This window comes from Sphingopyxis sp. P1IMeth2, assembly GCF_900185685.1.
Classification (GTDB): Bacteria; Pseudomonadota; Alphaproteobacteria; order Sphingomonadales; family Sphingomonadaceae; genus Sphingopyxis; species Sphingopyxis terrae_A.
The window spans coordinates 708,715-728,809 of sequence record NZ_FYAT01000012.1 but is presented as its reverse complement, the minus strand read 5'-3'; the positions used below and the strand labels follow the sequence as shown (position 1 = coordinate 728,809).

General features: G+C 65.8%; 25 protein-coding genes. 19 read left to right on the top strand and 6 right to left on the bottom strand.

All coding sequences use genetic code 11. The annotated features are described in order from the left end of the window. The first annotated feature begins 15 nt into the window (after positions 1-15). The 9 genes from P1IM2_RS10455 (at position 16) to P1IM2_RS10415 (ending at position 6,869) form a co-directional block, all read left to right on the top strand. Complete coding sequence (locus P1IM2_RS10455) at positions 16-327, top strand: helix-turn-helix domain-containing protein (RefSeq protein WP_081095412.1); 312 nt, start codon at positions 16-18, stop codon at positions 325-327. Further along, entirely contained in the window at positions 320-841 is a 522-nt protein-coding gene (locus P1IM2_RS10450) for a S26 family signal peptidase (protein WP_017499958.1), read from the top strand. Before P1IM2_RS10455 ends, P1IM2_RS10450 begins: the two co-directional genes overlap by 8 nt. Next, a complete protein-coding gene (locus P1IM2_RS10445; protein ID WP_017499957.1) occupies positions 829-1,470 on the top strand; it encodes a lytic transglycosylase domain-containing protein in 642 nt (213 codons plus the stop codon). Before P1IM2_RS10450 ends, P1IM2_RS10445 begins: the two co-directional genes overlap by 13 nt. 66 nt (positions 1,471-1,536) lie before the next feature. Further along, complete coding sequence (locus P1IM2_RS10440; RefSeq protein WP_136175471.1) at positions 1,537-1,980, top strand: hypothetical protein; 444 nt, start codon at positions 1,537-1,539, stop codon at positions 1,978-1,980. A 515-nt stretch (positions 1,981-2,495) separates the two neighbouring features. Next, positions 2,496-3,467, top strand: coding sequence for an ArdC family protein (locus tag P1IM2_RS10435; RefSeq protein WP_017499955.1), 972 nt, complete (start codon positions 2,496-2,498; stop codon positions 3,465-3,467). Then, entirely contained in the window at positions 3,464-3,898 is a 435-nt protein-coding gene (locus P1IM2_RS10430) for a DUF2958 domain-containing protein (RefSeq protein WP_017499954.1), read from the top strand. Before P1IM2_RS10435 ends, P1IM2_RS10430 begins: the two co-directional genes overlap by 4 nt. An 85-nt stretch (positions 3,899-3,983) precedes the next feature. Continuing rightward, positions 3,984-5,795 carry a ParB/RepB/Spo0J family partition protein gene (locus P1IM2_RS10425; protein WP_017499953.1) on the top strand — a complete coding sequence of 604 codons (1,812 nt, stop codon included), beginning with the start codon at positions 3,984-3,986 and terminating at the stop codon, positions 5,793-5,795. 110 nt (positions 5,796-5,905) lie between these two features. Beyond that, positions 5,906-6,373 carry a hypothetical protein gene (locus P1IM2_RS10420; RefSeq protein WP_017499952.1) on the top strand — a complete coding sequence of 156 codons (468 nt, stop codon included), beginning with the start codon at positions 5,906-5,908 and terminating at the stop codon, positions 6,371-6,373. Beyond that, positions 6,366-6,869, top strand: a complete 504-nt coding sequence (locus P1IM2_RS10415) for a hypothetical protein (protein WP_017499951.1) — start codon at positions 6,366-6,368, stop codon at positions 6,867-6,869. The genes P1IM2_RS10420 and P1IM2_RS10415 overlap by 8 nt, the downstream gene beginning before the upstream one ends. A gap of 53 nt (positions 6,870-6,922) precedes the next feature. Here P1IM2_RS10415 and P1IM2_RS10410 read toward each other — a convergent pair whose 3' ends face one another. After that, entirely contained in the window at positions 6,923-7,150 is a 228-nt protein-coding gene (locus tag P1IM2_RS10410) for a hypothetical protein (protein ID WP_260833973.1), read from the bottom strand. 360 nt (positions 7,151-7,510) lie between these two features. Here P1IM2_RS10410 and P1IM2_RS10405 point away from each other — a divergent pair, with 360 nt between their 5' ends. The 6 genes from P1IM2_RS10405 to P1IM2_RS10380 all read left to right on the top strand — a co-directional run bounded on the left by P1IM2_RS10405 (position 7,511) and on the right by P1IM2_RS10380 (position 12,764). Next, entirely contained in the window at positions 7,511-7,831 is a 321-nt protein-coding gene (locus P1IM2_RS10405) for a DUF736 domain-containing protein (protein ID WP_017499949.1), read from the top strand. A 332-nt stretch (positions 7,832-8,163) separates the two neighbouring features. Continuing rightward, a complete protein-coding gene (locus P1IM2_RS10400; protein ID WP_168196079.1) occupies positions 8,164-8,325 on the top strand; it encodes a hypothetical protein in 162 nt (53 codons plus the stop codon). A 346-nt stretch (positions 8,326-8,671) separates the two neighbouring features. Further along, positions 8,672-10,636: a relaxase/mobilization nuclease RlxS gene (rlxS, locus tag P1IM2_RS10395; RefSeq protein ID WP_017499947.1), complete on the top strand. Its 1,965-nt coding sequence runs from the start codon at positions 8,672-8,674 to the stop codon at positions 10,634-10,636. Positions 10,637-10,687: 51 nt separating this feature from the next. Beyond that, the gene (locus P1IM2_RS10390; RefSeq protein WP_017499946.1) at positions 10,688-10,888 is read left to right on the top strand and encodes a hypothetical protein; all 201 of its coding nucleotides are present in this window, start codon (positions 10,688-10,690) and stop codon (positions 10,886-10,888) included. Beyond that, entirely contained in the window at positions 10,885-12,063 is a 1,179-nt protein-coding gene (locus P1IM2_RS10385; RefSeq protein ID WP_017499945.1) for a nucleoside triphosphate pyrophosphohydrolase family protein, read from the top strand. The genes P1IM2_RS10390 and P1IM2_RS10385 overlap by 4 nt, the downstream gene beginning before the upstream one ends. After that, entirely contained in the window at positions 12,060-12,764 is a 705-nt protein-coding gene (locus tag P1IM2_RS10380; RefSeq protein ID WP_017499944.1) for a uracil-DNA glycosylase, read from the top strand. The genes P1IM2_RS10385 and P1IM2_RS10380 overlap by 4 nt, the downstream gene beginning before the upstream one ends. Here P1IM2_RS10380 and P1IM2_RS10375 read toward each other — a convergent pair. The 5 genes from P1IM2_RS10375 to P1IM2_RS10355 are packed head-to-tail and all read right to left on the bottom strand — an operon-like array spanning position 12,731 to position 15,892. Beyond that, complete coding sequence (locus P1IM2_RS10375) at positions 12,731-13,510, bottom strand: hypothetical protein (protein WP_017499943.1); 780 nt, start codon at positions 13,508-13,510, stop codon at positions 12,731-12,733. The two genes, P1IM2_RS10380 and P1IM2_RS10375, sit on opposite strands and share 34 nt — an antisense overlap. Next, positions 13,482-14,162: a C1 family peptidase gene (locus P1IM2_RS10370; protein ID WP_017499942.1), complete on the bottom strand. Its 681-nt coding sequence runs from the start codon at positions 14,160-14,162 to the stop codon at positions 13,482-13,484. Before P1IM2_RS10370 ends, P1IM2_RS10375 begins: the two co-directional genes overlap by 29 nt. 6 nt (positions 14,163-14,168) lie before the next feature. Next, positions 14,169-15,179: an ImmA/IrrE family metallo-endopeptidase gene (locus P1IM2_RS10365; RefSeq protein WP_017499941.1), complete on the bottom strand. Its 1,011-nt coding sequence runs from the start codon at positions 15,177-15,179 to the stop codon at positions 14,169-14,171. 3 nt (positions 15,180-15,182) lie between these two features. Further along, on the bottom strand, positions 15,183-15,557 hold the full coding sequence (locus P1IM2_RS10360) for a helix-turn-helix domain-containing protein (RefSeq protein WP_017499940.1): 375 nt from the start codon (positions 15,555-15,557) through the stop codon (positions 15,183-15,185). Continuing rightward, positions 15,554-15,892: a hypothetical protein gene (locus P1IM2_RS10355; RefSeq protein WP_017499939.1), complete on the bottom strand. Its 339-nt coding sequence runs from the start codon at positions 15,890-15,892 to the stop codon at positions 15,554-15,556. Before P1IM2_RS10355 ends, P1IM2_RS10360 begins: the two co-directional genes overlap by 4 nt. Before the next feature lie 342 nt (positions 15,893-16,234). On the opposite strand from P1IM2_RS10355, the gene P1IM2_RS10350 reads away from it, so the two are divergent. The 4 genes from P1IM2_RS10350 to P1IM2_RS10335 are packed head-to-tail and all read left to right on the top strand — an operon-like array spanning position 16,235 to position 20,059. After that, positions 16,235-18,262, top strand: coding sequence for a conjugal transfer protein TraG (locus tag P1IM2_RS10350; RefSeq protein ID WP_038292469.1), 2,028 nt, complete (start codon positions 16,235-16,237; stop codon positions 18,260-18,262). Between the two features lie 2 nt (positions 18,263-18,264). Beyond that, complete coding sequence (locus P1IM2_RS10345) at positions 18,265-18,690, top strand: hypothetical protein (protein ID WP_017499937.1); 426 nt, start codon at positions 18,265-18,267, stop codon at positions 18,688-18,690. Further along, the gene (trbB, locus tag P1IM2_RS10340) at positions 18,687-19,709 is read left to right on the top strand and encodes a P-type conjugative transfer ATPase TrbB (RefSeq protein ID WP_017499936.1); all 1,023 of its coding nucleotides are present in this window, start codon (positions 18,687-18,689) and stop codon (positions 19,707-19,709) included. Before P1IM2_RS10345 ends, trbB begins: the two co-directional genes overlap by 4 nt. Continuing rightward, positions 19,706-20,059 (top strand): TrbC/VirB2 family protein, encoded by a 354-nt coding sequence (locus tag P1IM2_RS10335; RefSeq protein ID WP_186402387.1) that lies wholly within the window; start codon positions 19,706-19,708, stop codon positions 20,057-20,059. Before trbB ends, P1IM2_RS10335 begins: the two co-directional genes overlap by 4 nt. Positions 20,060-20,095 lie beyond the last annotated feature (36 nt).

The following is a 20,095-nucleotide window of genomic DNA, read 5'->3' as shown; positions in this document are numbered from 1 at the left end:
CCGGGCGCTGCACTCATGACACACGATCCAAACCCCGAAGCAGGCGGCGGCGCGCGAACACGGATCGAGGCGGATTCATCCGCTGTGGACGGTGGAGCCACGGCGTCGTCGGCCGCGGAGCGCGCTCGGCGGGCACGCGAGCATTGCCCGTTTCTGACAACCAAGCAGGCCGCGTTCCATCTCGGTCTCGCGGGGGACACGCTCAAGAAGATGCGCCGGGAGCGGCGCGGCCCGCCGTGCCGAAAGCATGGCACCGTCTGGCGCTACCATATCGACGATATCGAGGCCTGGTCGCGCGCGAACATGCGGGAGGGAGGCAATGGCTAGGCTGCTACCCTCCCGTCTGCCGGCTAAACCCACCGCGCTGATCGGTCTCGGCGCGGCCGCGCTGGCGACCACGATCGCGCTGCCGCCAACGCCGTGGCTGGTCTGGAACGCATCGGCCAGCGCGCCGATCGGTCTCTATGCCGTCAGCGGACGGCAGGACATCGCATCGGGCGACATGGTGCTGGTCCGGGTGCCCGACCGCTGGCGCCGGCTCGCCGCCGAGCGGCGCTACATTCCGATCAATATCCCGCTGGTCAAGCGCGTCGCGGCCGCGCCCGGCGATCGCGTCTGTGCGCGCGGGCGGGAGATCTATGTCAACGGCCACCCGGTGGCCGAACGCCGCGAAGCCGATGGCCGCGACCGTCCGATGCCGTGGTGGAATGGCTGCGTGATGTTGCGTTCGGGCGCATTGTTCCTGCTGATGGACAGCCCGGATTCGTTCGATGGGCGTTATTTCGGACCGACATCGCGCGGCGACGTCATCGGCGAGGTGCGACTGCTGTGGCTGGGCTGAGGGTCGCCATCACCGCCCTGGCGCTGCTGGCGGCGGCACCGGCTGACGCGCAGTCGGTCGTTCACTGGCGGCCCTATATCGAGGCAGCCTCGGCGCGTTTCGGCGTGCCGGTAGAATGGATCGAGCGCGTCATGCGCGCCGAGAGCGGCGGGCGCACGGTGCTGGACGGGCGCCCGATTACCAGCCACGCCGGCGCGATGGGACTGATGCAGCTCATGCCCGGCACCTGGTCCGAAATGCGCGCGCGGCTCGGGCTCGGACGTGATCCCCATAGCCCGCGCGACAACATATTGGCGGGGACGCTCTATCTTCGTCTGATGTATGACCGCTTCGGTTATCCCGGACTGTTCGCAGCCTATAACGCGGGACCGGCACGCTATGCCGAGCACGTGCGGACCGGCCGCGCGCTGCCCGGTGAGACCCGCGCCTATCTCGCGAGCGTCGCCGGAGTGCCCGTCAATTCCCGGTCGGCTGTCACGGCCGCCAGTGCAACGCCGCGTACCGTCAATGCCATCTTCTTCGCGATCGGCGACCGGCCCCCTGCCGGCCGGAGCGAAGCCGGTGCGGCCACGCTGTTCGTCGCGCTGCGATCGACGTCGCCCGAGAAGAACGCGCCAGACCGCCCATAGTGCGAGCCGATCGGGGCTTCATGCCGAATCGTGTTTCTGCTATGTTCCGAGCCTATGGAGTTGGTCGTGATGTTGCTCGGTCTGATCCTGTCCGCCACCGGCATCGTCCTCTTCGCCTGGGCGATGTTCCGGCTCGCCGTCTTCGCACTCCCGGTCGGGCTCGGTGCGGCCGCATTTCTGTGGGCGGGGGGTGGCGAACTGGGGCCGTTGCTCGGTCTGCTTCTCGGCCTCGTCGTCGGCGTCGCGGTCTTGCTGATCGGACGCATGCTCATCGCGTCGCGGTTGCCCGTTCCGCTTCGCGGAGCGATCGCGCTTCTCTTCGCCGTGCCCGCCGGGATCGCCGGCGGCAGTGTCGTCTCCAGCCTGATGCAGCTCGGCGGTGCGGGGCCGACCGCGACCGGCATCGCCGCGGCGGTCGGCGCGATCATCATCGCCGGTGCCGCCATGATGAGCCTGTTGCCCGCGATGACCGCTTGCACCGGTTCGAACGGATCCCCGCTGCACGGTTGATCTGTTGGGGCCAGTGGGCCGAGTGCTCGCTCCTCGTGTCACCGCGCGCATGGCGACCACGACGAGAGTGCTTCAAGACGGCAGGGTCTGACCTGACGCATCCGGGTTTTCAGGCGCCTCGCGCCTGCGGCGCGACCGCCGCTCTATTCCGCTAGGCTCACATCCGTTCGCCAAGCTCCACCGGGCCACGCTTCGCGCGTCCCGGCCAAAGGTGACGATCGGACTGGCGGGATGCCGGAGCCTTGCTCCGGCCTGTCGTCGCCGCGCCTGACCGGCGCGGCGGCATTTTTCGTTGGGCCTTCCCCTCGTCGCGCGGGTGGGCGGCGCTCCCTTCTGGGCCCGGCCCGGCGTCCCGCAAGCCGGCCTTCGACTGCGCTCGGGTCCGGCTCCTCCATTGCATTTCGGCCCTGCGGGTGCGGACCGCCTCCTGGCCGCGCCCGGCAGGTCGCAATTCGCCGCCCACCCCCGCTCCGGGGGAGGCCCTGGGGTTTTTGGGGCGGCATTGGAGGATAGCCATGCACCAGACCGGCAGCCAACGCGCGCGCGCAGAGGGCAGCAAACGCCAGCCCCCGGCGGAGCGCGCCAATCTTTACGACGAGGTGACGGGCCGCATTGTTTCCGAACTTGAGGCGGGCCGCTTCCCTTGGGTCCAGCCTTGGGGCCGCCCCAATGGTCAAGGCTTCTCCGCCGCCCCCGGCCTCCCGCGCAACGGGCTCACCAGCCGCAATTACAGCGGCGTCAATGTCCTGATCCTGTGGGGAGCAGTGATCGAGAACGGCTATCCGTCGCAATCGTGGCTGACCTTCCGCCAAGCCTTGGAGGCGGGCGGCAATGTCAGGAAAGGCGAGCGCGGGACAAGGGTTGTCTATGCCGACCGCTTCACCCCCGAAGCCGAGAAGGAACGCGCGCGCCAGACCGGCGGCGAAGCCCGCGCGGTGCCGTTCCTCAAACGCTTCACCGTGTTCAACGTCGCACAGTGCGAAGGCTTGCGCCCCGGCCTTGCCACCGACCCCGCACCGCTTCCCGAACGCCAAGTCGTGCCGATCGCCGAAGCGGTCATTGCGGCATCGGGCGTCGATTTCCGCATCGGTGGGGACAAGGCCTACTATGTCCCGAGCGCCGACTATGTGCAGGTGCCCCCGCAACCGGCCTTCCACGAACAGATCAATTTCTACCGGACGGCGCTGCACGAACTCTGTCATGCCAGCGGCCACCCGTCGCGCCTCAATCGCAATCTGCGCAATGCGTTCGGCAGCAAGGACTATGCGCGCGAAGAATTGATCGCCGAGATGGGATCGGCCTTCCTTTGCGCCGCGCTCGGCATCGTGCCGACCGTTCGTCACGCCGATTATCTGGCATCATGGCTCGACGTGCTGCGCGAGGACAATCGCGCGATCTTTCGCGCGGCCAGTCAGGCGAGCAAGGCCGCCGATTGGCTGCTTGCCCGCTACGCCGAGACGCAGGACGAAGGGAGGGAAGCGGCATGATTACGCTCCCCCATGCGATCCTTTCGGCGCTGCGCGCGAATGCGCGCGCCAGCCGCCTCCACGAGCAGCGCGACGAACGGTTCGACCCGTTCCCGGTGGTCAAATTCTTCAATCCGGTCGGCGCGGCGACGTGGATCGCCACCGAGCTTTACGACGATGGAGACACGCTGTTCGGCCTCGCCGACTTGGGGTTCGGATGCCCGGAAATGGGCGTGTTCTCGCTTACCGAGATTGCGGGCGTCCGCTTGCCCTTCGGCCTGTTCATCGAGCGCGACGAGCATTTCGAGCCGCTGGCCCCGCTTTCGCTATGGTCCGATACCGCGCGGCGCATGGGTGCAATCGTTCTGGCCGAAGCCGAACTTCGCCGCATCACCGATAGCCGGAACGGCAACGAGCTTCCGCCGCCTCTTGATGATCGAGGGGCCGGATGACGCGCGGCGCGTTTCGCCGCATTGAGTGCCGGTCCCGCCCATCCAGCAAGACAAACGGGACCGGCGCTCCAGAAGGAGCAGACCAATGAAACTCGACTTTATCGACCATAGCAAGCTGGTTCCGTCCAAGGTGAACATGCGGCACGGACCCAAGCCCCCGGACGTGGGCGACATTCTGCCCTCGATCCGCAAGCGCGGTGTCATCGTGCCGCTGATCGTGCGCCCGCAGGCGGGCAACGATAATGGCGTCCACGAAATCGTCGCCGGGCGGCGGCGCTGGACGGCGAACGCCATCGCGCTTGTCGAGGGCATCGACCACGGCCCGCTTCCCGTCGCCATCCTCGACGCCGGGGACGACGCCGACGCCATCGAGGCATCGCTTCTCGAGAACACCCGGCTCGATCCCGACGAGGTGACGCGATGGGAAACCTTCGCACGGCTGGTCAAGGAGGGCCGCGACATTGCGGATATCTCCGCGACGTTCGGCATTCCCGAGCTTGGCGTGAAGCGTATCCTAGCGCTCGGCAACCTGCTTCCGCGCATCCGCGATCTTTACCGCAAGGAGAAGATCAACGCGGCGACCGTCCGGCATCTGACGCTGGCGAGCAAGCAGCAGCAGAAGGCATGGCTGGCGCTCTACGACGATGACGACGCCTATTGCCCGACCGGCCAGCAATTGAAGGCATGGCTGTTCGGCGGGCAGTCGATCAAGGTCGAACATGCCCTGTTCGACGTCGATGCGAGCGGCCTTGCGATCGTCGCCGATCTGTTCGGCGAAGACCGCTATTTTGCAGATGCCGACGCGTTCTGGACCGCGCAGAACGCCGTAATCGACGCGCGCAAGGAGGACTATCTGGATGCCGGATGGTTCGACGTGGTGATCGTCCCGCCCGGCGAATATTTCTACCGCTATGAGTTCGCCAAGGCACCCAAGCGCAAGGGCGGGCGCGTGTATATAGATGTGCGCGAAAGCGGCGAGGTCGAGGTCCACGAAGGCTATGTGACGAGCAAGGAGGCCAAGCGGCTCGAACGCGGCGAGGCAATCGAAACCGGCCCCAAAGTGCCGCGCCCCGAAGTGACGAGCACGATGCAGACCTATATCAACCTGCACCGTCATGCCGCTGTCCGCGCCTCGCTGACCCGTCATCCCAAGGTCGCGCTGCGCTTGATGGTCGCCCATGTCATCGTCGGGTCGCCACTGTGGACGGTCAAGCCCGAGCCGCAGACCGCGCGCAACGACGATGTGCGCGAAAGCGTCGAAACTTGCCGCGCGGAAACCGACTTCGACGCGAAGCGCCGCGCCGTATTGGACCTTCTCGGCTTCTCGCCCGAGGAACCGACCGTCACAGGCGGCAACGGCGACGACTTCGGACTGGTCGGCGTGTTCCTGCGCTTGCTCGACGTGCCCGACCGCGCCGTAATGGACGTGATCGTCATCGTCATGGGCGAAACGCTCGCCAGCGGCAGCGCCGCCATCGAGGCGGTCGGCGGCGAGATCGGCGTCGATATGGCCCGCTACTGGCAGGCCGACGACGCCTTTTTCGAGTGTGTCCGCGACAAGGAGGTGCTGACCCGCATCGTCGCCGAGGTGGCGGGCGAACCTGTCGCCGCCGCCAATGCGAAGGAACCGGGCAAGGTCTTGAAGCGCATCGTCCGCGACCATCTGGAGGGTGCGAACGGGCGGCCCAAGGTCGAGGGTTGGGTGCCGAAATGGATGGCGTTCCCGCCCGCTACCTATACGGCGCGCGGCGGCGTCGGCACCGTCGCGGCTCATGCCAAGGTGCTCGCGGCGCGCCCCGACCGCGAGCCGGAACCGACCGGCCCCGGCGCGGTGATTGCGCTTCCGGCCCCTGCCAAGGCCGAGCCGCAGGAACAGCCCGAGCGCGAAGCCGCATGAAACTGGACGGGCGGCGGCGCACCCGCCGCCCGTTCCGTCCCCCATAAAATCGCCGCGCCGCTCGGCCGCAAGCGGCCCTCGCGGCGCGGATTTCAGACAGGAGACTTGTCATGGCCGACCGTGTTTCGGCATCCATCACCATCGGCGGGACGCTCCCCGCCAGCCAGCTTCCCGCCTTCGCCGAGGCCATCGCGAACGAAGGGCTGTCCACCGAATGGGACGGCGAACCCTTCGCGCTCGGCGATCTGCCCGAGGGCGAGCCCTTGGCGCTCATGGCGCACGAGGTCGCCTGGGGGCGGTTCGAGGGACTCGAAGCCTTCTGCATCGCGCATGGGCTTTTCTTCGCGCGCTGGTCGGGCGCCTATGCCTGCCAGTGGGGTGCGGAACGCACCGTGTTCACCGGCAGCGGCGAACCGCAAAGCTACGCTGCCGACGAGGACGACTATATCCTCATGGGGCGCTGCACCGCCGAGCGATTGGGCAGCTATGCGGCGATCATCGCGCATTTCGATGCGGCCGACTTCGCGGTGCCCCCGCTTGTCATCACGCCCGAACGGGAGGAGGCGAGCAATGGCTGACATCTGGATTCAGGGCAGCTTCGCCTTTCGCTGCACCGCCGCCGAGTGCGCGCTGATCGAGGAAGTCGCAAACGCTGGCTACGCGCTAGCGAATGACGACGCGCCCGATCCGCCGAGCGCGGCGCTGCTCGCAGCCTTTCCGCCGGACGATGCGAACGCGCGGTGGAGCGGGTTTCGCGAGGCGTTCAACGATCCCGAATTTCCCACCATCGGAGCCGATTTCATCGCTGAAACCTGCCCCGACGATCCATCCGCGCGGATCGTGTGTTTCGCCAGCATGGACGATTTCGATGCCGCTGCCATCGCGGTGGTGATCCAGCGATGTTGCCCCGAAACGCTCGCCAAGGGGCCGATCGGCTTTGAATGGGCCATGACCTGTTCCAAGCCCCGCATCGGGGAGTTCGGTGGCGGCTGGTGCGCGATTTTCGCAGACCGCATCGAGATCGACGCGACCAACGAGGCGCTGTCGCGCGCGCTCGCGGGCGACGGCAACTAGCCCAAATCGCGCCGCACTGCGCGCTCGCGTGCCGAAAACCCCTGCCGCCTGACCTACCGGGCGGTGCGGCGGATCACCGTCCGGGCGCTTCCGCATAACGTGCATTCGTCCTTCTGCCGCTCGAATCCGCGCGTGCCGCTGAGCGCGCAGGTGACGACATTGGCCTGTGCGGTAACCGACAGGTTGAGCCGGTCAGTCACGCAGGCATCGCACACCGCCGCGCCGTCCAGCCGCACGATCAGCCGTTCGATCTGCCCCGCAATCGTCGTTCCTTCGTTCATCGCCGTGAGGCTATAGCCGCGGCCTCGTGGCCGCGAAAGCAATCATGGCTTCCCGGAAAGACGCCGGACTGGGCTTCCTGTCCGCGCGCGCATCTCGTCCTTTCGTGTCTCACCAACCCGTCGCCGGCTCCTTGGGCGCATGACCTGGGACGGCCGCGCGCCTCGCGAAACCATCGCGCGGAACTGATTTCCCCGCGCCGCTTTGGCGGCGCTCCTCGCGGCCGCTTCGCTCCAAATCAGCCCCGCGCTTCCGGTCCTCCGCTTCGCTTCGGCCTGCGGTTCGCAGCGCGCTCAAGGGCCGTCCCTTCGGTCCGCCCATCGCCCGGCATCGGGTCGGGCGAATGTGCAAGGAGACGAGAAATGCCCTCAATCGGTCATGTCCAGCGCCAGAACGACGGTTCGTTCCGGGGCGCCTTGAAGACGCTTTCGGTCAATGCCGAGATCGCCATCATCCCCAACCGCAGTAAGACCGGGGACCAGCCCGACTACCGCGTGCTGTCGAACGGCGTCGAACTGGGCGGCGGCTGGATCCGCACCGGCGAGGTGAGCCAGCGCGAATATGTCCGCCTCGCCATGTCGGCCCCCGAACTTGGCGGCCGCACCCTCTACGCCAATCTCGGCCGCGCCGCCGGGCAGGACGACGACGACGCGTTCGCCGTTATCTGGAACCCCGGCGACTGAGCCGGATCGGCCCCGCGCCGGTCACCCGGCGCGGGGCTTTCCTCATGCCTTGAGGGCTTGGCGTGGGCCTTTTCCTGCACCGGAACGCGCTTGCGGGCCTGCAGAGAGGAAGAAATCCGCTCAGCAAGCACCGAGTATCCGGCGGCGAACGGACCGCCTCAACCATCGACGGTTCCCCCAATTTTCACGCCACCTGCGTTCCGCTTCGCTCCACTCCGGCGACGAGAAAATCGGCTCCCCCGTCGCCCGCTTCGCGGCCGCTGCGCGGTGGTTGACCCCGCCCGCTCCCCGCCGGGCGATGGCTCATCTTTCGCTTGTATCAGGAGGATGAGATGTCGGTTGAACAACAGATCGAGGAGCTTCGCGCGGAGCTTTCATGGTGCGATGACGCGGGAGAACGGCGGCAGATCGAAGCCGAATTAAGGGCCGCTGAGAAGAGGCTGAAGCGGTGCAATCGGGCGCTGCGTCAGGCCGAACAGGCAGGCTGGCAATAAGGCGATGCGCTGTTGAAGGGGCAGGTTCGCGGGAGTGGTGCCGCATGGCGCCGCTCCCCTTTTTTGATCGGGAAGGCGGGAAGGCAAAGCGGGCGTCTGGGGCGGCAGGTGGCAGTCGGGCTCGATGGCAAGATAGAGGCAAAATCTCGCGATTTTGTAAGTGTTTGTCTGCACATCGTTTTTTGAAGGCTTTTGCGAGACTCGCCCTTTGAGTGCGAGACAGGGTTACCAGGAGTGGCGGTTTTCTGGGCTTTTCCGATCCCAATCGCGAGACTCCTTGCGCTCTGGCGAGGACGCGCCATTCTTATCGGCGGGGAGCGTCATTCCGGCATGGAAGGACGCCGCTATGCGCGATGATGAGTTCGAACCGCAGCTGGGCCGGATGCGCGGCCGGGGCAAGGAGCAGCGCTACCTGAGCCGCGTCGTGAAAGCGGCAAAGCGGGCCGGCATGAAAACGGGCAGGCGCGGCCGTTTCGACGGCAGCCGGATCGGGCGCGGCGCGAGTGTTGCGCGGGTGCTCAGATCGCGCGACCGATTGGGCGCGTTCCGGTCGCGCCGCGTGATCGTCAAGATACGGCCTGTCGGCCTTGGCGGGAAAGGCATGGGCGGTGCGAAGGCGCACCTTCGCTATATTCAGCGCGACGGCGTGACCCGTGAGGGCGAGGCTGGTGCGCTCTACTCGCCCGACAGCGACGTCGCCGATGGCAAGGCGTTCCTCGAACGGTGTGACGGCGACCGCCGCCAGTTCCGGTTCATCGTGTCGGCCGAGGACGCCGACCAGTATCCCGACTTGAAGCCGTTCGTGCGCCGGCTGATGACGCAGATGGAGCAGGATCTTGGGACAAAGCTCGATTGGGTGGCGGTCGACCATTTCAATACCGGCCATCCGCACACGCATATCGTGGTGCGCGGCGTAAACGATCGGGGTGAGAATCTGCTGATCGCGCGCGAGTATATCTCGCACGGGAGCCGGCAGCGGGCGATCGAGATCGTCAACCTCGACCTGGGGCCGCGCACCGACCTTGAAATCGAAGAGCGGCTTCGCAGCGATACGGGTGCCGAGCGGCTGACCGCGATCGACAGACGGCTGATCCGCGACATGGATACCGCGCGGCTGGTCAGCGCGAGCGATGGCGATCCCTTCCAGCAATCGCTTCGCGTCGGTCGCCTGCAGAAACTCGGGCGCATGGGACTCGCCTCGCATGTCGGCAACGGCACCTGGCGGCTTGAGCCCGACCTTGCGAACACACTGCGCCAGATCGGCGAGCGCGGCGACATCATCCGCACCATGCAGCGCGAGCTGACCGCGCGGAAGCTCGATCGTGCTGCGGTCGATCGCGTCATCTACGACCCGGTCGCGAAGGAGGCGACGCCGATCATCGGCCGCGTCGTGATGCGCGGGCTCGCCGACGAACATGAAGACCGTCATTATCTGCTGGTCGACGGCATCGACGGGCGCACCCATTATGCCGAGATCGGCAAGGGCGAGCTGGTCGACACGATCCCCGAAAATGCCATCGTCCGGATCGCGCCACGCGAGGGCGGCATTCGCGCCGTCGATCGGACGATCGACGAGATCGCGGCGGCGAACGGCGGGCGCTATTCGATCGACGCCCATCTGAAGCACGATCCGACCGCCAGCGAACGCTTCGCCGAAACGCATGTCCGGCGGCTTGAAGCGATGCGAAAAATCTCGGGCGTCGTCGAGCGCGAGCCCGACGGAAGCTGGATCATCGCGCCGGACCATCTCGCCAGGGTCGAGAGGTTCGAAGCCATGCAGTTCCGCGACCACCCCGTTGCCATTGAAACCCTGTCGGCGATCCCGCTCGACAAATTACCGGGAACCGATGCCGCGACCTGGCTCGATCGCGAGCTGGTCGCCGAAGCGCCGGTGCCAGTGCGCGATGCTGGGTTCGGGCACGAGGTTCGTTCAGCGCAGGCGATGCGACGGCAATGGCTGATCACCGAACAGCTTGCAGACGAACAGGATGGGCAGACGGTCTATCGGCGAGGGATGCTCGCCGCGCTCCAGCGGCGAGAATTGCTGCGTGTCGCCCGCCAGCTCTCCGACAAGTTAGGCGTTCCGTTCGCCGAGGCCAGAGAGGGGGAGGCTGTTCAAGGCAGGCTCGTGCGCGCAGTCGAGATGACGAGTGGTCGCCATGCGCTCATCGAACGGTCGCGCGATTTCACGCTGGTGCCGTGGCGCTCTGTTCTCGATCGCCATGTCGGTAAATCGGTCTCGGGCATCATGCGCGACGGCGGGATCAACTGGACACTCGGGCGGCAGCGCAGCGGGCCGAGCGTCTCCTGATCCGGAGGATTCGGGCTTTCTATTTTCATGAAATTATGTTTTCATGGATTCATGAAAAATATCGCAGCGCAAACCGATGTCGGCGACGAGCATCTTCAGGTGCAGATTCCTGCCGTTACGAAACGCGATCTCGGTCAACGGTCGCTCGATTCCCGCGAGCCGATCCGGATGATCGTACTGCGGGCACTTGAAGCCTATGGCGTGAGCGTCCCCGCAGACGCGATATCGGATCGCCGGAAGGGCAGGCGATGAGCGAGGATTTCGAAGCTCTCACTGTTGCGGATTATGCGAAGCAGGCCGCGCGGACTGATCAACGCAGCGGTGGCCGCGCACTGGGCTTCTCGATGCTTGGCCTTTTCGGCGAAGTCGGCAGCTTGCTCAGTGAGGCCAAGAAAAAGCAGCGCGACGATGCCTCCTACCTGGGTTACGCTCACGCCGTCGCGGAAGAGCTTGGTGACGTCCTTTGGTATCTGGCGGCGATCGCACGGCGCAGCCGCATGGCGCTCAGCGACATCGCTGCCGCCGCGGCGACAAACGGCGGACAATGGCAGACGGGCGGCAACGAAACGCTCAGTTTCCATGCGCTGCAGCCGCAGCACATTCCGCTTGCCAAGGCACCGATGCCGCAGTTCGAGCATAGCCTGCTCGCGCTGGCAGGCGACGTTGGGCTGCTCATCAACGATTTCCAGGCGGGCGGTCTTGCGAAGGACCGCGAAGCACTCGCGGGCCGGCTGGTCGCGGTCATGCGCCGGTTGATCCAGGCGGCAAACGAATCCGGTGTTACCATCGAGGCTGCCGCCGTGAAGAATCTTCACAAGATCTTCGATCGCTGGCCGCGCGAGCGCATCTATCCGGCGCCGACCGATGCGGCGCTCGACCCAGAAGAGCAATTGCCGCGGCGGATGGCGATCGACGTCTATGAACGCACCGTTCGCGGGCAGACATTCGTGTATCAACGCTCAAGCGGTGTGTATGTCGGCGACCGGCTCACCGACAACGCGCTCGAACCCGACGACTATCGTTTCCACGATGTCTTTCACTACGCTTATGTCGCGGTGCTTGGCTGGTCGCCAGTGCTGCGTGCGCTGCTCCGTCTCAAGCGCAAGAGCGATCCGAAACTCGACGACGCCGAAGACGGTGCTCGGGCGATTCTCATCGAAGAGGGCATAACTTCCTGGATTTTCGGACAAGCGCAGCAACTCCGGTACTTTGAAAACGTGAAGCGCGGTGGCCTTCCGCTGGACATGCTGAAGCATGTCCGCCAGTTCGTCGCCGGCTACGAATCAGAACGCTGTCCGCTGTGGCTTTGGGAGGAAGCGATCCTCCAGGGCTATACGGCTTTCCGCTTCCTTCAGGAGCATCGGCGCGGCCGCGTCCTGATCGACTTCGCCAATCGCCGCCTGCGTATCAAGGAATTGCCGTCATGACCCCGAAATCCTTTGTGTCCACCCTGGCGGCGACCGAACTTCCCTCAGTGTTCAATCCCTGGCGCGATCGCTGCACGGTCCATGACCGCAGCGACGCCGCCGCCCGGCGCCGCGACAATCTCGAAATGCTGCTCACCGCGGCGCTTGATCATCGCGTCGAAACGATCTGGATCGCGCGTGATCTCGGCTATCGCGGGGGGCGGCGTACGGGCGTACCGCTGACCGACGAAATTCACCTCGGACATGCCGGCACGCTGATGGGCGGCATCGCATTTGAACGTGCGACGCAGGGACCCGCCGTGGCGGAGCGCACCGCGGCGATCGTCTGGCGTGTGCTAGAGCGGATCGGTCAGCCTGTCATGCTCTGGAACGTTTTCCCGTTCCATCCCCATGAAGCGGATGATCCGATGTCGAACCGATGCCACACGCGAAGCGAGCGCGAGGCGACCTGGCCGATATTGCAAGCCCTCGTGTCAATGATCCGGCCCCGCCAGATCGTCGCGATCGGGCGCGACGCTCACCTGGCGCTGGACGGTCTCGACATTCCGACCACCGCGGTCCGCCATCCGAGCTACGGCGGGCAGCGCGAGTTCATCGAGGGCATGTTCAGCCTGTACGGTGTCGCGGATGACAACGATGAGCCGCTAGAACTGCCGTTGGGCGCGCCTCACGCCGCAGCACGGAGATGTGCGCTCGCCTGATCGCAGCGTTCAAAGAGTTGCTTAAGATCGCCGCGGTTCCAGTTGGCGGTGTCGACCGTGGCGTTGGTCGAGACGATCGTGAGCGGACCCAGCGCGACCCCGCCTTCCTTGGCGATGAATTCGAGCAGACGGCCGAGGCCGATCAGATTGCCGAGCAGTTTTTCGATATAGTAGTGATTGCGGTAGAGCGCGGTCATGCCGAGGCGACGATCGTCGCCCTTGCCGATCAGCTTGAGACTGGCAAAGCTCAGGCACTGACCGCCGTAGGGCGAGTCATTCACGTCGCGGGCGGGGTCGAAGATCAGCAGTTCGAATTTGTTGAGCGCTCGGACGTTCGGGTTGCGCAGGCGCTCGACGATGCCCCAGATTTGATTGATTGGCTGGCCGTCGGCGCGGGGCAATTCCATCATCCGTTCGAAATAATAGCCCGACCAAGCGCCCGACCTCCGGACCTTCGGCAGCACGTTGTCGCGAAACCGGTCGAAGAATTGCGGCGCGCCGTAGCGCCTGTACAGCGCTGCCGGAAAAATCGTGTTGGCGACCGTCTCGATGGGCTTCTTGCCATGGCCCGAAAGGAAGGCATCGACTTCCGCCACGACGGGATCGGCGAGTGTTGCGCGCGCAGTCGGCTCGGCCACGGAGATGACGACATTCTGCGCCTGGTGTCCGGTGGCGAGGTCGACGAGCCGGACCGCCTCGCGCCAGCCAGCAACGCAGTCAGGCTGCGGCGGTATGGGAAGATACATCGACTTCCTCCGTCAAATTTGCCGTGGCGAAAAGGCGCGGCGCTAGAAAGCGCTCAGTAAGCCAGGCGTGGCCTTCCAAGCCCCAACCTGGTCCCCAGCTGTTGCGGATGAGAATGGCCGGGGTGCCGTCCACGGTTCCATGCCCGACCGCGACGACCGCGTGCCGTTGCGCTGGCTCGGGGAGTTCGTCGTTCGCCGGATCGACGACGCCATCACCGCGCGGCTGGAAGAAAGACCGTGACAGCATCGTCAGCATGAGCACCGGCGTGTCACGATCCAGCGCGGCAAGGATGGATGACAGGTCGGTTCCATCCCTCTGTCCGTTGCGGCCATAGAGCGGGCCAACGGTCGCCGGCGGCGTCCACAGTCGATGATCGGCTGGAACCGCTGCCAGATACGGCCAGCCTTTCTCGTCGGGTTGGCCATCGAGCCGTAGCGCGTCCAGCATTGTGGATAGCAGTGCGCCGCTCGTCGGCGGTCTGCCCGCCCGTTTCTGCGCGGCATAAAAGGCGAATTCACACGACAGCGGTGCCCAGCCGTCGCGAAGCCCGGCGTGGGTGTCGCTCGCGGCGAATGCGAGGCATGTCGGCCGCGCGCCTTGATCGCGCGCAGGCCCGAACAGCGGCCGAAGGTCACGGACGATATCGATCATGGGGCGTCAGGCGGCCTCGAGCAGGTGCCGCCGTTCGGCGCGCGACAGGCCCGTCTGTTCCGGGCCGGTGAGGTCGAAATCGAGCGTCAGGCTGGTGAGGGCCGGCGCAGGCTGCCACGGCCGCCGCTCGTCGAGCGACATGCGGCCGCGCCGCGGCGCATCGGGCGCCGCGGTGACACGGCGGACAACGGGACCACCGATGCCATCGCCGTCGATTGCCTCACGCTCGTCTCGAACGACGGCGAAGCCGCTGGCGATCAGTTGGTCGAGATCCCAGAGATACCCACCGCCGCTATGTTCTTCGAGCTGCAGCACGAAAAGATCATTGCGACTGCCATCGATCCGCGAGCCGGCATCGCGCTCGGTCAGCAGCCAGACGTCGCCGCGATAGTTGTCGGGCCGATAGTCCTTGAGGAGATCGACCTTCAGGCTGCGCGGCTGCGTCCGGAGCAGGTCGGTCATCACCGATGGCGAAATCAGATTGTAGCGAACCAGGGTGCGGCACGTCGCCTCATAGCTGGCGCCGATCCGCAGCGAGAGCTGATAGACGACATTGGGGCGCCGGAAATGATCGATCTGCCATCCTTGTCGCGCGCTGTGCGCGAGCACCAGCCATTTCGGCATCATGAAGGCGATCGCAAAGGCGTCGGCTTCGGTTTCCTCGAAGTTGTTTCCCGGTTCGGGCGACATCGGCATCCGGCGCAGGATGCTCTCATCGTCGAGGCTCGGCTCGTGTCGCATCGAAAAATGCCCGAGTTCGTGCGCGGCCGTGAAGCGCTGGATGCTCATCGGTCGTTCCGTCGTGACGAGAACGCCAGGAGCAGGTGCGCTGAGATAGGCGCCGAGCAGGCCTTTCAGAGGACGAAGCAGCAAGGGTAGACCCACGGCATGGATCGCGCCGAAGACATCGACGCTGCCGCCTTGGGTCTCGATCAGTGCGCGCGTATCGAGTTCGCGATGCAGGCGGCCCGCTGCCATCGTACCAGCGCGAACCGCGCTCGCATAATCCGACGCCATCGATCAGCTCCGTTCGCCGCCAGACCGCGAGCGGAGATATTCGGCAAACCGGCTCAGCTCGGCCCGGTCCTCAGTCGACAAGGCCGCAACGCGTCGCGCCAGATGGGCGACATCGGCGGGAAGGCTCGCGGAGGCCTCGTCTTCGCCGGTAAAATAGGCCACCGACTGGCGGTAAAGACGGGCAAGCCGCGTCAGTTCGATCGCTTCAACGCGGCGCTGGCCATTCTCGATATCGGTAAGCGCGGTCCGGGGAATCTTGAGATAGGCAGCAACTTCTTCCTGCTTGAGGCCGAGATATTTCCGTGCTTCGCGCAGACGGTCGCCCAAGCGCCGCCGCTCCTGCTCGTCGCCTTCCTGGCGGAGTGCGAGATTGGTCATGGCTTCGACCCTTTCTTCTTAACCCAGACGCGTTCGATCTTAGGGAGGAGGTCGTCAATCGCCTTCTCGATCGAATTGTAGCCGCCGGTGCGGACGATGCTGTCGCGAAGCTCGATGTCGAGGACCTGCTCCACCGCGCAAAGCGTGTCGACCACGGACAAGGAGTCGAGTGGCACGGGCGCCTGGATGATCTTCGGGTTTTCCGGAGGCAGGGCAATTCCGCGCACCTGTGCCTCAGCCCTGGCCACTTGCAGCAGTTCGTCGACCAACGCCCTAATGGCGTCGGCTTTGGGAAACGCGGTTGCCGCGGGCTGCGGAGGAGCGATTGTCGCCATGCATGCCTCGCACGATTTCACTACATTAAATGCGATATAATGTCTGATAATCCGACACGCAAGCCCGAATTTGCAGCTCGGATTTTTGCAGGGTGTAGCGGGTCATCGGCGGTGCGGTGTGGTGGTCAGTGCCACCTCGAGGGACAACGACAGGGCAGAATCATCAACTCGGGTCATAGCTCGATCAAAAGAACAGAGCTGGAATATTGAGTCAGTCGCCGACGAGTGATCTCCTTCGGTCACCCACCAGCCCCCAGCGGCTCCGTTCATTTCGGGCGGCCCATAGCCGAGTCTTGAAGCCGCGCCCCGACCGCATCCGGCGGTATGGGCGGGAGCTTCAACGTGACCCCGACCAAATTGCTCATCGGCCAGATCCTTGTCGTGTTCGCAATCGTGATCGCGGGCCTCTGGGCGGCGACCCAATGGGCGGCGGCGATGCTCGCCTACCAGCCCGAACTTGGTCCGGCCTGGTTCATGGCTGGAAGCACGCCGGTCTATCGTCCCTGGGCGCTCTTCCCCTGGTGGTATCACTACGATGCCTATGCGCCGCATGTTTTCGACAAGGCCGGCGCGCTCGCCGGCGCGAGCGGTTTCATCGGCTGCGGCGCGGCGATCGCAGGCTCGCTCTGGCGCGCGCGGCAGTCGCGTCACGTCACCACCTATGGTTCGGCGCGCTGGGCCAGGCCGAACGAGATCGAGCGGGCCGGCCTTTACGGTGATGCCGGCGTATTCCTGGGCCGCTCGCGCGGCCGCTATCTCCGGCATGACGGCCCCGAACATATCATGGCGTTCGCGCCAACCCGTTCGGGCAAGGGCGTCGGGCTGGTCATACCGACACTGCTTGGCTGGACCGGCAGCGCCGTGGTTCACGACATCAAGGGCGAGAACTGGCAGCTCACCGCCGGCTGGCGCGCGCGCTTCTCCCACGTCCTGCTGTTCAATCCGACCGATCCCGCTTCCGCCAAATACAACCCGCTGCTGGAGGTCCGGCGCGGCGAGCATGAGGTCCGCGACGTCCAGAACATCGCCGACATCCTGGTCGATCCCGAAGGCGCGCTCGAACGGCGCAACCACTGGGAGAAAACCTCCCATTCGCTCCTGGTCGGCGCGATCCTCCACGTCCTTTATGCGGAGGAAGAAAAGACGCTCGCACGGGTAGCCACATTCCTGTCGGACCCGCAGCGGCCGTTCACCGCCACGCTCCGGCGGATGATGACCACCAATCACCTCGGCACGAAGGATGCGCCGCAGATCCATCCCGTCGTCGCCTCGGCGGCGCGCGAGGTGCTCAACAAGAGCGAGAACGAGCGCAGCGGCGTCCTCTCCACCGCAATGTCGTTTCTCGGGCTCTATCGCGACCCGACCGTCGCCGCGGTGACATCGCGCTGCGACTGGCGGATCGCCGATCTCGTCGAGGCCGGCCATCCGGTCTCGCTCTACCTTGTCATCCCGCCATCGGACATCAGCCGCACCAAGCCGCTGGTGCGGTTGGTGCTCAACCAGATCGGCCGCCGCCTCACCGAAAAGCTCGATGCCGATCCCGCCAGGGCGGGCAAGCACAAGCTCCTGATGATGCTCGACGAGTTCCCGGCATTGGGGCGGCTCGACTTCTTCGAGACCAGTCTTGCCTTTCTCGCGGGCTATGGAGTGCGCGCCTTCCTGATCGCGCAGTCCTTGAACCAGATCGAGAAGGCTTATGGCGAGCACAACTCGATCCTCGACAACTGCCATGTCCGCGTCGCGTTTGCGACCAACGACGAGCGCACGGCGCGGCGGATTTCGGACGCGCTCGGCATCGCCACCGAACAGCGCGCGATGCGCAACTATGCCGGCCACCGGCTCGCGCCCTGGCTGGCGCACGTCATGGTCAGCCGGCAGGAGACCGCCCGGCCACTCCTGACCACCGGCGAGGTGATGCAGCTCCCGCCCAAGGATGAGCTTGTCCTTGTCTCCGGCATGGCCCCGATCCGCGCGAGGAAGCTGCGCTATTACGAGGACCGCAATTTCCGCGAGCGGATCGCACCGCCGCCGCAGCCCGCGCCCGGAGACTATCCCGACCGGCCGCAGGCACGCCCCAACGACTGGAGCGGACTGGTCCGCGCGCCCGATACCCGGCTCGGCAAGCCCGATGACGATGCGAAGGCGGATGAGGACGGCGGCTTGCAACAGCAGCGCCACCCCGGCCTCGGCGAAGAACCCGCCAAAAAACCCGAGCCGCCAAAGCAGCTCGACCTGCTCGGCCTGGACAGCGACGACACCGACACGATCGCCGACAAGCACGCGATGGACCGCGCCGGCGCCACCGGCACGCTGATCCGCGCTCACGCGATCAATCAGGGTCGCAGCGCCGACATGCTGCCGGACTTCTGACAATGGCCGCGATCAAACCCAACCGCGTCCGCTACCAGCTCTTCCTGCCCGAAGATCTGAGCCACCGCTTCGAGGCGCTGGCGAGCCAGCCCGGCGCGTCCAAATCGGCGATCCTCACCGACGCGCTCACCGCCTGGCTCAACCGGCAGGCGGCGAGCGAGCTGGAGAACAAGTTCAGCCAGCGGCTCGATCGCATGTCGCTCGCGCTGGGGCGTGTCGAGCGTGACGGGCATGTGCTGCTCGAGAGCCTGGCGCTGTTCATCCGCTATGAACTGATGGTGCAGGCCCCTTTGGCCGAAGCCGACGAAGCGGCGCGTGCGATCGGCCGAGACCGCTTCGAGGCGTTCATTGCCCGCGTCGGCGAAGCGCTCGCCAGCGGCCAGCGCACGCTTGCTGCCTCCGCGAAAGACAATGGAGGTGGGCGATGAGCGACACGCTTTTCGGCTCCGATAATTCCGCAGGGCGTCGGCGCGCGATGCTGCGCACCGCGATGGGGCCGACCATCGCCGCAGCGCTGGCCGATCCGGTGGTCATCGAGATCATGGTGAACCCGGACGGCGTGTTGCGCCTTGATCGACTCGGCGAAGGCCGGATCGATACCGGCACCAAATATGAGCCCGCGCAGGTCGAGCGGATCATCCGCCTGGTTGCCAGCCACGCACGGACAGAGGTTCATGGCAATGCGCCGATCGTGTCAGCCGAGCTGCCACCGCACGGCGAAGGCGCGGGCGAGCGGTTCGAGGGTATCCTGCCGCCGGTCAGCCTCGCGCCGTGCTTCTCGATCCGCAAGCCCGCGGCGCGCATCTACACTTTGCTCGACTATGTGCGGGACGGCATCATGCCCGCCGACACGGCGCGACTGCTGTCGATGGCCGTGGTCGAGCGCAAGAACATCCTGGTCGCGGGTGGCACCAGTTCGGGCAAGACGACGCTTGCCAACGCGCTGCTCGCCGAGATGGCGCACCTCGACGAACGCGTCATCATCATTGAAGACACGCGTGAGTTGCAATGCGCCGCGCCCGACGTGGTGGGGCTGCGCACGCGTACGATTGGCACTGCCGGAGCCGGCGGCGTCACGATGGCTGATCTTGTCCGCTCGACATTGCGGCTCCGCCCCGATCGCATCGTCGTTGGCGAGGTGCGCGGGCGCGAAGCGCTCGACATGCTCAAAGCCTGGAACACCGGGCATCCGGGCGGCATCGCAACCGTCCACGCCAATTCGGCAGTGTCGGCGCTCTACCGGCTCGAGCAGCTCGTGCAGGAAAGCGTCGTCACCGTTCCGCGCCGGCTGATCGCCGACGCCATCGACATGATCGTGTTCATCGCCGGGCGCGGCCTCGCGCGCCGCGTCGACACGATCGCGCGCGTCGCCGGCCTCGATCCCGACGGCGGCTACGCCGTCCTCGACCTTACTCCCGACCACGCCCTCGAACCCCAAGGAGAATGACCATGCGCTTGTCCCGTATTCCTGCCCGTATTCCCGATCGTCGGAGCATCTTCCTCACCGGCGCCGCCATCGGCCTCGGGCTTGCGCTCGCCGCCACCGCGCAGGCCGCCGGCTCGGGCATGCCGTGGGAGGAACTGCTTCAGCAGGTCCTCGAATCGGTCCAGGGTCCTGTCGCCAAGATCGTCGCGGTGATCATCATCATCGTCACCGGTTTGACGCTCGCGTTCGGCGAGACGGCAGGCGGGTTCCGGCGCCTCATCCAGATCATCTTCGGCCTGTCGATCGCGTTTGCGGCGTCGAGCTTCTTCCTCAGCTTCTTCAGCTTCGGCGGCGGGGCGCTCATCTCGTGAACGCGCCAAATTCCTATGGCGCCAGCCATATCGAGG